Origin of the sequence: Leptolyngbya sp. FACHB-711, from assembly GCF_014695615.1 — a bacterium.
Taxonomy (GTDB): domain Bacteria; phylum Cyanobacteriota; class Cyanobacteriia; order Elainellales; family Elainellaceae; genus Leptolyngbya_A.
Genome location: NZ_JACJOR010000116.1, coordinates 1 through 11518, shown reverse-complemented (window position 1 = coordinate 11518; position 11518 = coordinate 1). Strand labels below are relative to the sequence as shown.

The following is an 11518-nucleotide window of genomic DNA, read 5'->3' as shown; positions in this document are numbered from 1 at the left end:
AATTACCATATCAAACACTCAAAAGACAAAAATTATTTCTATCCACGATTGTTTTCCTCTTCATCTTAAAACTCCTATCCTGACTCCTTCAAAAGCGTCGAGCAGTTTGGCGATCGAAGCAATCTTCCCTCAATTTTCCCTGATGGATAATTGAATCGATAACAGGCGAATCAGCTAAAAACGGTTTGGCGATCATGCAACCGAGCTATTCTGGATGAAGCATGGTTCAGATTGAGCGGGAATAAAAGGTGAAATTGACGGCATGATCTTGCTGCTCCTGATTATTGGATCGATTACCTACTTTGTGGTTCAGCGCAGTGTGGCGAATTTGACGCGCACCCCGGTCTGGCTACTGTGGCTGGTCATGATGATTCCTGCTTTTGTTTGGGCGAGCTGGGCGGTTGTTAGAGTGGCGGAGCCAATTCCCCTTGAGCTGCTGTTTGCTGCATTTGTAGGCAGTTCGATTCTGTACTGGACGCTGGTGCAAAAAGGACGAATTCCGCCTTCTCAGTCTGCCCAAGCGCAATCTGCCCAGTCCGAACAGCCTGCGTCTGTGGCGAATGTCCGTCCGACTCCACCTCCCCGATCGATCGATCGCGAAGAAGAAGCCAGCCTGCAAAACTGCTTTCCCTGGTCGGTGTTCTATCTGCAAAACATCGAGCATCGCCCCCAGGCGCTCATCTGTCGCGGGCAGCTCCGAACCTCGCCGGAAGTGGCGTATCAAACGGTGCGGGAAAATGTGGAAGCGCAGTTTCGCGATCGGTTCCTCGTCGTTTTTCAGGAAGGCTTAAACGGCAAGCCTTTTTTTGCCCTGGTTCCCAATCCCTACCAGCAGGCAGGTGCAGCCTTGCGGAAAACGGGCGATCGCCCTGGCATTGCGTTAATCCTGCTGTTTGCCACTTTGTTAACCACGACGCTGGCAGGGTTTTTGATCGGCAAAACCAATCCTCAGCTTCCAACGACCTTTGCCGAACTGCTGACCGGACTTCCCTATGCCGTTTCGCTGCTGGCAATTTTGGGAGCGCACGAGCTAGGACACTTCTGGGCAGCCCGGCGCTACCGAATTCGGGCATCTTTGCCTTACTTTATTCCGGTTCCGCCTGCAAGTATTTTTCCTTTTGGGACATTAGGCGCGTTTATTCAGCACCGATCGCCCATTCCCAATCGCAGGGCCTTGTTTGACATTGGGCTACTGGGACCGCTTGCCGGGTTCCTGGTGACGGTTCCCGTTTTGCTGTGGGGTTTGGCGCAGTCTTCCCCAGTGCCCGTAACCGAGGAATCTGGACTGCTGAACGCGGCTTCGTTTAAGTCCAGCGCGTCGGTGCTGCTGACCGTGCTCAGTCGGATTGCGCTGGGCGATCGCATGGCGATAGACAGTGCCCTGAACCTGCATCCGGTCGCAATTGCAGGCTGTCTGGGGCTGATTGTGACTGCGCTGAATCTCATGCCTGTGGGTCAGCTCGACGGCGGGCATATTGTTCACGCCATGCTGGGGCAGCGATCGGGGGCGGTGATCAGTCAGGTGGCTCGGTTACTGCTGATTGGGCTGGCATGGGTTCAGCGAGAACCGCTGCTGTGGGTATGGGCAATTTTGCTGTTTCTCATGCCCGTAATCGATGAGCCAGTTCTGAATGATGTTAGTGAATTGAATAATGCCCGCGACCTGCTGGGAATCCTGGCACTCGGATTGCTGCTGCTGATTATTCTGCCCGCGCCTGCTCCACTTCTCCGGGTTTTGTTTTAGACTCTAGTACACTGCCTGAAGGATAGAGTCATGACCCAGGATGTCCGGCAATGGTTAGGCGAAATAAAAGCCCTGCAACAAAAGCTGACCGAAGCGCAGCAGGAACGAGATGACGCGCTAAAGAGTGCAGCAAACTGGCGCAATTTATATGAAACTGAAGCCCGCCAGCGACGCACCGAGGCAAAACTGGCGCAGCAAAAGGTCGATTCCCTGCAAGCGGAACTCAACGCGCTAAAAGCAACTCCGTCCCTGTCTAATGATTTGGCCGCTTTCTCAGAGCCAGATGCAGCTCGTGCCCAGACGGTTCAGCAGCAGGTCAGCCAGCTCGACACGATCGAGGCACTGCAAGCTCGCCTGAGTGAAGCACTGCTAGAAGCCGATCGCCTGAAGCAGACACTTCGGTCTGAGCAAGCAGCCCATCAGCAGACCCGCGTCGAGTTGACAGCTGCCCTGGGAGATGCGATCGATCGGCTCACTCAGGAACGCACCCGTAACCGCAATTCGGATAACAACCCGGATAGCGGCAAGCTCGAAGATTCAGTTCTCTCCGAAATACCTGCCGTTTTGCCTGCGTCTAAAACCCCATCACTTGAGCTACCGCACTTCGAGTAGCTTCGATCCCGGTTTTGAACTGGTTTTGACAGTGTTTAATCGCCGTATCCGGGTCTTTAAGTCCGTTTCCGGTGAGAACACAAACAATTTTTGCGCCTGCCGGAACCTGATCTTTCACCTTCAGCAGTCCCGCCACTGAAGCTGCACTCGCAGGCTCACAAAAAATGCCTTCCTGAGAAGCCAGCATGCGATAAGCGTCTAGAATCTCTTCGTCGGTGACAGCGTTGAACTGTCCCTGACTGGCATCTCTTGCTGCAACTGCCTGCTTCCAGCTTGCCGGATTGCCAATGCGAATTGCGGTTGCCAAAGTTTCCGGGTTGGGATTGGGTTGGCCTGTCACCAGCGGAGACGCGCCTGCTGCCTGAAAGCCCATCATCCGAGGCAACTTGCAGCGATTTTCCTGATGATACTGACAAAAGCCCATCCAATAAGCGGTAATATTGCCCGCGTTGCCTACCGGAATACAGAGCCAGTCGGGAGCGTCACCCAGCACGTCTACAATTTCAAAAGCGGCGGTCTTCTGCCCCTCTAATCGATAGGGGTTCACTGAGTTAACCAGCGTGATCGGGTAGTGCTCTGACATTTCCCGCACGATTTCCAGGGCACGATCGAAGTTTCCCTGAATTGCCAGCACTTCTGCGCCATACAGCAACGCCTGTGCCAGCTTGCCCAACGCCACATAGCCATCTGGGATCAGCACATAGGCCCGCATTCCGGCTCGTCTTGCATAGGCAGCAGCGGCGGCTGAGGTATTGCCCGTACTGGCACAAATCACCACTTCTGCTCCGGCTTCCTTCGCTTTGGTGACTGCCATCGTCATGCCCCGGTCTTTGAAGCTGCCCGTCGGGTTCAGACCGTCATACTTGACCCACACCTGCACTCCGCGTCCAATCTCAGCGGCGATCGCAGGAGCGGGAATCAGGGGCGTATTGCCTTCTAGCAGCGTCACCACAGGGGTTTGATCGGTGACGGGCAAATAGCGGCGATAGGTTTCAATCAAGCCGCGCCAGCCTCTCTGACCCGCAACCGATTGAGCTGCCAAATGAGCGTTACCAGACGAACCAGAACTATGTGTATTAACAGACGGTAAACTAGCAGTCACAGCGAATTTGTGAATGAAGAACTTAGGACTGAGATGGTATCTCACCCGTTCTCTCAAGTCTAGTGCGATCGAGTCACATCAGCCAAGTGTAAGGGTTGTTCACAGGTTGGCGATCGTTCCCTTGAGGGGATTTGGAGAACGTTTGCTTCACAGAACGTCATGCAGCAAATCCTGTACTGTCCAGCCACTCAGCACCAACAAAGACAGCAGAGCAATGGCGAGAACCGTCAGCGGAATCCAGAGCTTATTTTGAGGTTGAGACATTTCACTAAAGTTTACGAATTTTAATTCTGCCGATCGACTTAAACTGCTTCTAGCTCATAACTTCTAGCTGAGAAAGGAAGCAGTTTTATGGCTCAGCTCTATGACTCATTTATGATTCAGTTTTATTCCTTATATAAAGTCTGTCCCCGGTACAGTGAAGCTTCCAATAAGCAGCCTAAAATCCCTGCTCCTACGGTAGTGCTCGATGGTAAGGTATCGAGGAACTCAATCCATCTGGTGATAGCGGTGAACGATACATCGCAACCCTGAGGTAGTCTTCCAAGGTTCTTGTATGTACAGACCAGGCTGCACAGAATTATTTCTTTTAACCCAGGCTCAGAATCCTCTATTTCGAGGAGTTATTTGGGTTAAACCTAATTCGGTTATCCAGGCAGTTGCAGCAGTGCGTATTCCGGGTGGCTTGACTCCACCGTGAGTTTGGGTTGTGTGGTGCTGGTGGGCAAACTGCTGACTACGATCGCGGCAATGCATTCTTGAAAATGCCGATCGTGCTTGTATTCTGCTGCTGATTGCTTTGGGAATCCTGGCGGTTACTGTTCCTGTTCGATGAACTGAATTGACAAACTAATTGATGAATTGAATTGATCGGTTAGCGGTTGCGGTGGTTTGGTCGCGCCCAATCGGCCGATTGATATTGATTTTACGATTGCCAAAATCTTGAACTATTCAGGCGAAGAAATGTCATACCGAGTGATTAGTCTGTTCCAAGCGAGGCGGATTCGAGCTTTGCGATCGAAGCTTCGGAGAAAAGCGCAAAGCCCAAACCTCAAGACTGAAGTTTTAGCCGGAATTACAGTAGCACTAGCCTTAATTCCCGAATCGCTTGCGTTTGCGGCGATCGCCAAAGTCAACCCAATGGTCGCGCTGTACACCTCATTTTGCATGGCAGTGGTCACAGCGATCGCGGGTGGGCGTCCGGCAATGATCTCAGCCGCGACTGGCTCAATGGCACTTCTGATGACCACGCTTGTGGCAAAACACGGTGTTGAGTATCTCTTTGCCGCAACTGTTCTCACGGGTGTACTTCAGATTTTGATTGGCATTCTTCAGTTAGAACGCTTTTTTTCTTTTATTCCACCCTCGGTCATTGCCGGGTTTGTCAACGCGCTGGGAATTTTGATTTTTCTGGCCCAGTTGCAGCAGTTTGTAGGAGAACCGTGGCAAATGTATGTCATGGTTGCCGTGACGCTGGTGATTGTTTATCTATTCCCCAGATTGTCTAAAGCAGTTCCGGCTCCGCTGGTTGCCATTGTCTCAATGACCCTATTTGCGATCGCCGTGAACCTCCCCGTGCGTCGGGTTGGCGACATTGGCCAAATAACGCGCAGTTTGCCCAGTGTACACCTTCCTGCCGTAAGCCTTTCGCTAGAAACGATCGCCATCATTTTGCCGTATGCTTTGACGCTGGCGATCGTCGGGTTGCTGGAGTCGCTGTTAACTGCCGCCCTGGTGGATGAGTTGACGGACACTCGCAGTTCCAAAAACCAGGAAATTAAAGGACAGGGGATTGCCAACGTGGTGACGGGGTTCCTGGGCGGCATGGCAGGCTGTGGGATGGTTGGTCAATCGATTATCAACGTGCGATCGGGCGGACGGAGCCGATTATCAACCGCTGTTTCCGGTGCTTTTTTGCTGTTTGCCATTTTTGTGCTGCGAGATTTGGTGCAGCAGATTCCAATGGCGGCGTTGGTCGGAGTCATGATCATGATTGCGTTTGAAACCTTCGACTGGAATTCGCTCAAAACGCTCCGCAAAACGCCTTTGCCTGAATCGATCGTTATGCCAATCACGGTAGCGATTGTCATTTGGACCCATGACCTGGCGAAAGGGGTTTTGGTGGGGGTCATCCTCAGTACCGTTGTCTTTGGCTGGCAAGCAGCTCAGATTAGAGCAACGACGACTCAGCACAGTGAGGTAAAGACCTACCATTTGTCGGGTCAACTGTTCTCTGGTTCAGCAAACCGGTTTCTGGAACTATTTGACTATCAGCACAATTCCAAGCGCATCGTTCTTGATTTTAGTGCAGCTCGTCTCTGGGACTGGGCAGCCGCAGACGCAGTTTCAAAAGTCGTCAAGAAGTATCAAATCCTCGGTAAACAAGTAACACTGAGCGGGCTTAATCCAGAGAGTCAGGCGATCGCCGAACAGTTTGGACTGATGCAGCTTGCCGATTTTGATTGGTTCGTCGATCAAAGTGCCTAGTACCCATTTGTACGAAGGGGCACTTTCATTTTTGGTCTCTTTGCGGGGCGGTATCAGCAAGTGTAGGGGATAGTTGGTTTGCGCTTGAACCACAACCGGGGACAGATTGTACTGTAGGATAGCAACTGTTCTTGACCGATCGGCGTCTTGCTCAGGACAGGTCGTTAAACTGCCTGTGTTCCACTGCGATTTGCCACTGCGATTTGCCACCCCGATACACTGTTGCAATGAAAGACCTCTTTGCCCGCGAAGCCCTGGCTCAGATTCCCAAAATCCTGACGCTGCTCGATCGCAATCCGCACAGTCCAACTTATGGCTGTTTCGATCGCAACTTCTGGCACTACAAAATCATTGATTTCCCAAGCGGGATGTCCCAGGAGTTTGTGCTGCCGCTGACGCTGGCGTATGAAATTAACCTGCCGGGCAACCCTTACTATCAGCAGCCTGTGATTCGTGAATGGGTGAAAGCAGGCATTCTCTACGCGGCAAAAAGTGCTCACGCAGACGGCTCCTGCGACGATTATTTTCCGTTTGAGCGAGCAGGCGGTGCGGCAGCATTTTCGCTGTTAGCCTGTCTGGAAAGCTATCGGCGGCTGGAGTTTCAGGACGAGCGAATGCTGAAATTTTTTAGCCAGCGGGCAGACTGGCTGGCGCATCACCAGGAAAGTGGGCGGCTCACGAATCATCAGGCGTTGATCGTGCTGTGTTTGGAGTTGCTTTCTCGACTGCTAAAGACAAATCGCTGGGATCGGGCAAAGGCGCAGCGACTCGAACAGGTTTTTTCCTGGCAGCACGAAGAAGGCTGGTTTCAGGAATACGAAGGCTGCGATCCGGGCTACCACACGCTGACCATTTCCTGTCTGGCATGGCTGTATGAACTCACGCCCGATCCACGCCTGCAAGCATCACTTACCCAAGCCGTCAAACTAGCGGCAGAATTCGTCCATCCCGACGGCTCCTACGGCGGCGAATACACCAGCCGCAACACCTATAATTTCTTTCCCAATGGCTTTGAGCGAGTCGGACGCTGGCTCCCTGAAGCTCTGGCAATCAACGATCGCTTCCTGCAAGGACTGGCAAACGCCAAGGCTCCCTGCTACGCGGACGATCACATCATCGGACACCACACTTGGAACTATCTGTTGGCATGGCAAGATTTTGTCGAGTCTCGTCCGGCAATTCCAACTCGATCGCAGGGTCAAGTTTGGCTGAAGCAGGCGGGTTTGCTGATCGATCGCCGCGAGAATACTGAGCTGTATCTGGCGTTAAATAAAGGCGGCGCATTCAAACTTTTCCGTGACAATCAACTGATTGCGTCCGATACGCAGTTTTCCGTGCAGGTGCGGCAGGGCGGCAAGCTCAAAAATGCGGTGGGGCATCTGGTGAGTGACTACACGATCGACCTTCAGCCCAACGAAATTGAAGTTCGTGGCAGGCTAGGTTGGGCAAAACAAAAGCAAATGACTCCCCTGAATTTGATGATTCTCCGAGTCGTGATGCTGACAATCGGACGCTTTTTCCCTAACCTGATTCGCAAAATTTTGCAAAAAGTGCTGATTGTGGGCAAGAAAGACGCGCCGTTTCAGTTCACACGCCGACTAATCTGGCAGGATGGACGCTGGCAAGTGCAGGATCAGCTTCAGGCAAACGATTGGTTCAATGTGGTGAGTGCAGGTATTGGCGGCGATCAGACTTCGATTTATGTGGTGATGAGCCGCACGTTTCAAGTCGGACAGCTTCAACCCTGGCTGGATTTGACCGAGAAGGTGAAGTCGCTGAGGATGGGGGAAGTTTTAACGATCGATCGAACCCTTTAGGAAAGGTTTGAATTGGGATAACCCTGACCCGAACTGCCCCCCTAGCCCGCTAATGCTGAAGGGAACCTGGCACTCTTTAAGCTGCTCGCAGTCTCTCAAAATTAGAGCATTTGGGGACAATATTTGGGGACAATGCAGGACAGATACTGCTGGCAAATTATTTCTTCATATCCGAAGCCCTGATTTTGCCGTTTCCTGGGTTACAAAACTCGAACATCTCGCTTCTGATTGTAATGAACTTGTAAGGCTTTCAGGGTGTTAAGCGATGTTTCGCCAGCAGTATCAAAACTGCGTAAGAGTCCAATTAGCAAGAGACGCAACAACATGATTGGCTTTCAATTAAATGGCGAGCCAAACAGCAATTACACACGCTTAAACAAACTTCGAGGCAGCAACTTTTTTACAGTCGCCGCCCCGAAAATACCGCGCTACTTAGACAATTGCCTATGCAGGAATTAGCACAGTGTCAATGATGTGAATGACGCCATTATCAGCAGCAACATCTGGTGTTGTCACGCTAGAATTGTTCACCTTAACACCTTGGGAGGCATCAATCTTTACGTCTGAACCTTGAACGGTCGTGGCTGACTTCAGCTTCACCACATCCGCCGCCATCACCTTGCCAGAAACAACGTGGTAGGTGAGAATTTGCTTGAGCTTCGGGATATCTTTGAGCAAAGAATCAACCGTGCCCGCAGGAAGCTTTGCAAATGCTTCATCATTCGGTGCAAAGAGTGTAAATGGGCCAGCACCCTTGAGGGTTTCTACGAGGCCAGCAGCTTTGACAGCAGCAACTAGGGTGCCGAATGAACCAGCGTTTACGGCAGTATCAACAATGTCAGACATTTATTTACCTAGCTTATGTGTCTGTAACAACCATAACGCAATTGCTGAAAACATTATGTCGTTTTTCTCAGTATCCGGCTAAAGGAATGGATATGCTCTGCTTGGCAATAAGAATACTTGTAAATAGCTAGACTTGATTAAATTTAAAACTGTTGTCACCGTTCACCAAACTGTCCGTGATTTAAAAGATAATCTTCTGATAGATAAGATAGTTCAACCCATCTTCAAAATCGAGAACGGCTTGATCGGTCTCTTTCAAATTGGCTATTTCTGAACCCTTGTCAGAAATAGAAACGTTTAATGAGCCGTAATATTTTGATGAGCCGTAATATAAGGTGTGGGAAGCGAAGATACTGTTGGCGAATTCGTTAGAGAAAATCTAGGCGAAAGGTCTCTCAAGAGATGAGGGTAAAGGTACATGGCTGAACAGAGGTGCATTATGTCCATGCAACCCCAACCGATTCTTCCAGTTCTAGAAGACGCTGCAGCAGTTGCACGAACCGACTTTCCGAAAGGCAACCTTTATCTCCAGATCCACGCTACCCTTGGCAGCATTTATCAGGACGAAACTTTTGCCTCGCTCTTTTCGAGACGCGGACAACCAGCTCAAGCTCCCTGGCAGTTAGCATTAGTTTGCGTGATGCAGTTCATAGAGAATCTATCCGACCGTCAAGCCGCAGATGCTGTTCGTGCTCGCATTGATTGGAAGTATGCTCTCAGCTTACCGCTGAGTGATCCAGGATTTGATTACTCCATTTTGAGTGAGTTCCGCACTCGTTTGCTTGCAGGCAATGCAGAGCAATTGTTGCTGGACAAATTGTTGGAACAATTACGCCAAAAGAAACTACTCAAAGGACATAAACGGCAACGAACAGATTCAACTCATGTTCTCGGGGCAATTCAGAGCTTGCATCGACTAGAGACATAGGAGAAACCTTTCGTGCTGTGCTCAAGAGCTTAACGGTTGTGGCTCCAAACTGGCTTCAGGAGCATTTACAAGTGGAATGGTTTGACCGGTATTGTCGCCGCACTGAGAACTATCGATTGCCAAAACTAGACAGCGAGCGAGAAGAATGGGGGTGCGAAGAAATTAAATGGACGATAAAGCACAAAACTAATCAGGCTGATGCTGCTCTAGAGCCAGCGATCGATCACCCTCACCGTTTCACTCGAATGTGGAATCAGTAATCCTCTAAAAAAGAGTTCTTCGGTCATTCCCGGCATAATCAATGCCCGTACAATAACACTTGCGATCGTCCAACCTGAAGTTTGAATATCCAGCGTCAGGAATTGCGAGCCGAAACCGATCGGGAGGTAAATCAGTCCATAGAGCAACAGCAGCCCCACTGCCCAAAACCAGGATTCTCGCCCTGGAATCGTCCGAATCGATTTGACTACCCGGAGCATGATTCTCTGTCCTATCCATCTCATGTCCAGTGCCTCACTGAATTAATTCTATGAAACGCCTGATCTCGATCGCCGTTAGCCTCATCATTCTCGCAGTCATTTACTGGAGGATTGACTTTGCTGGACTGCTGCAAGTATTTCAGGACAGCGATCGATTGTGGATGGTCGTGAGTTTGGGGATGGTGATTCCCTTAACCATGTTCACTGCATGGCGATTGCAGCAGTTGATGCCGCCCGGAACGCGATTGAGATTTGGCGAGGCAAATCAGCTTATTTTGGCAGCCAGCGTCTTGAATATGGTGCTGCCGTCCAAGATGGGGGACATTGCGAAGGCGTATTTTATGCGCGATCGGGGGCATTTGAGTGGGACGCTTGCCCTGTCGCTGGTGGTGTTTGAGAAAACCTGCGATTTGCTGTCGCTGCTGTTGTGGTGTGTATTTGGGCTGCTGCTTTACCCGCAAAAAGATTGGCTATTCTGGATCCTGACGGCGACGGTAGCGATCGGGCTAATGCTTGGACTGGCACTGATCGGACTGCCCCGCTTTGCCCAGAGTTTCTTTCAAATGGCGCAGGCCCTTGCCCCTAAAAAGCTGAAAGCCAAGCTGGAAAAACTGAGCGGTTCTTGGCAGGAGATGCACGATTACTTTTGGCGCGATCGGCTTCAGCTCACAAAGATTGCCGTAACGTCGGTGTTTATCTGGTTTCTGCACCTGCTGCAAATCTGGTTTTTTATTCTGGCACTCAACGCCTGGACTCCGTTTTTGGTGAATCTGGCACTGTCGCCCCTGGCCATCCTGGCAGGGCTGCTGCCCCTGACGTTTGCAGGCGTGGGAACCCGTGATGCAGCTCTAATTCTGTTTTATCAGCCTTATTTCAATGCTCAGACAGCGGCGGCTTTGGGGCTGCTTTGCACCTCGCGATATCTGCTGCCTGCGATCGGCGGACTGCCTTTTCTGGGACAATACCTGTCAACCCTGCGGGAAATGCGGCGGATTAAATCATGATGCACCTGCCTAATCGATTGCCTTTGAAGTCTGATCGATCGCGCCTGAGCTTTTGGCTCGGTCTGAGTTTACTCATGTCGCTGGTCTACTGCATTCCGGCTCTGATAACGGCATTCAGCAATGAATATGTAATTCAGGACGATGCGCGGCAGCACGTTTTTTGGGCCAGGCGGTTTCTCGATCCGCAGCTTTTTCCCAATGATTTGATTGCCGATTATTTTCAGTCCGCTGCCCCCGATGGCTATGCAACTCTCTATCGTTTTTTTGCCGGAATTGGGATTGATCCCGTCTTTCTCAGTAAGCTGCTGCCGCCCGTTTTGGCACTGATTAGCACAGCCTTTGCCTTTGGCATTGGGATGCAGTTTTTGCCGTTACCGATCGCCGGATTTGCCTGTGCGCTGCTGCTCAATCAGAATCTCTGGATGCGCGATGATATTGTTTCATCGACTCCTGTAGCGTTCATCTATCCGTTATTTCTGGCGTTCCTTTACTTTTTACT

At 50.9% G+C, this 11518-nt stretch carries 8 protein-coding genes and 2 pseudogenes; 7 read left to right on the top strand and 3 right to left on the bottom strand.

The genetic code is table 11. The features are described from left to right. Positions 1-262: 262 nt before the first annotated feature. Both H6F80_RS03710 and H6F80_RS03705 read left to right on the top strand, forming a co-directional pair. On the top strand, positions 263-1744 hold the full coding sequence (locus tag H6F80_RS03710) for a site-2 protease family protein (RefSeq protein ID WP_190790263.1): 1482 nt from the start codon (positions 263-265) through the stop codon (positions 1742-1744). 30 nt (positions 1745-1774) lie between these two features. Continuing rightward, positions 1775-2356 (top strand): hypothetical protein, encoded by a 582-nt coding sequence (locus H6F80_RS03705; RefSeq protein ID WP_190790262.1) that lies wholly within the window; start codon positions 1775-1777, stop codon positions 2354-2356. Here H6F80_RS03705 and thrC read toward each other — a convergent pair. Then, positions 2319-3458 (bottom strand): threonine synthase, encoded by a 1140-nt coding sequence (gene thrC / locus H6F80_RS03700; protein ID WP_190790261.1) that lies wholly within the window; start codon positions 3456-3458, stop codon positions 2319-2321. The two genes, H6F80_RS03705 and thrC, sit on opposite strands and share 38 nt — an antisense overlap. Before the next feature lie 963 nt (positions 3459-4421). Here thrC and H6F80_RS03695 point away from each other — a divergent pair. Together H6F80_RS03695 and H6F80_RS03690 are read left to right on the top strand one after the other, a co-directional pair. Beyond that, positions 4422-5945, top strand: a complete 1524-nt coding sequence (locus tag H6F80_RS03695) for a SulP family inorganic anion transporter (protein WP_190790260.1) — start codon at positions 4422-4424, stop codon at positions 5943-5945. 227 nt (positions 5946-6172) lie between these two features. Continuing rightward, on the top strand, positions 6173-7762 hold the full coding sequence (locus tag H6F80_RS03690) for a hypothetical protein (protein ID WP_190790259.1): 1590 nt from the start codon (positions 6173-6175) through the stop codon (positions 7760-7762). Positions 7763-8206: 444 nt separating this feature from the next. Here the strand turns inward: H6F80_RS03690 and cupS are convergent, their stop codons facing one another. Continuing rightward, on the bottom strand, positions 8207-8608 hold the full coding sequence (cupS, locus tag H6F80_RS03685; RefSeq protein ID WP_190790258.1) for a CO2 hydration-associated protein CupS: 402 nt from the start codon (positions 8606-8608) through the stop codon (positions 8207-8209). Between the two features lie 439 nt (positions 8609-9047). Here cupS and H6F80_RS03680 point away from each other — a divergent pair. After that, positions 9048-9688 (top strand): annotated as a pseudogene (locus tag H6F80_RS03680) (transposase); the annotation flags it as partial. 54 nt (positions 9689-9742) lie between these two features. Here the strand turns inward: H6F80_RS03680 and H6F80_RS03675 are convergent. Then, positions 9743-10015, bottom strand: a complete 273-nt coding sequence (locus H6F80_RS03675; RefSeq protein ID WP_190790256.1) for a hypothetical protein — start codon at positions 10013-10015, stop codon at positions 9743-9745. Positions 10016-10065: 50 nt separating this feature from the next. Here H6F80_RS03675 and H6F80_RS03670 point away from each other — a divergent pair, with 50 nt between their 5' ends. Further along, positions 10066-11019 (top strand): lysylphosphatidylglycerol synthase transmembrane domain-containing protein, encoded by a 954-nt coding sequence (locus tag H6F80_RS03670; RefSeq protein WP_190790255.1) that lies wholly within the window; start codon positions 10066-10068, stop codon positions 11017-11019. Then, positions 11016-11518 (top strand): annotated as a pseudogene (locus H6F80_RS03665) (hypothetical protein); the annotation flags it as partial. The gene H6F80_RS03670 and the pseudogene H6F80_RS03665, both read left to right, overlap by 4 nt.

Excerpts from the sequence above, each read along its gene's own strand:
- H6F80_RS03710 (WP_190790263.1), top strand. The coding sequence starts at position 263 with ATGATCTTGCTGCTCCTGATTATTGGATCGATTACCTACTTTGTGGTT.
- H6F80_RS03705 (WP_190790262.1), top strand. The coding sequence starts at position 1,775 with ATGACCCAGGATGTCCGGCAATGGTTAGGCGAAATAAAAGCCCTGCAA.
- cupS (WP_190790258.1), bottom strand. The coding sequence starts at position 8,608 with ATGTCTGACATTGTTGATACTGCCGTAAACGCTGGTTCATTCGGCACC.
- H6F80_RS03670 (WP_190790255.1), top strand. The coding sequence starts at position 10,066 with ATGAAACGCCTGATCTCGATCGCCGTTAGCCTCATCATTCTCGCAGTC.
- H6F80_RS03675 (WP_190790256.1), bottom strand. The coding sequence starts at position 10,015 with ATGCTCCGGGTAGTCAAATCGATTCGGACGATTCCAGGGCGAGAATCC.
- H6F80_RS03690 (WP_190790259.1), top strand. The coding sequence starts at position 6,173 with ATGAAAGACCTCTTTGCCCGCGAAGCCCTGGCTCAGATTCCCAAAATC.
- H6F80_RS03695 (WP_190790260.1), top strand. The coding sequence starts at position 4,422 with ATGTCATACCGAGTGATTAGTCTGTTCCAAGCGAGGCGGATTCGAGCT.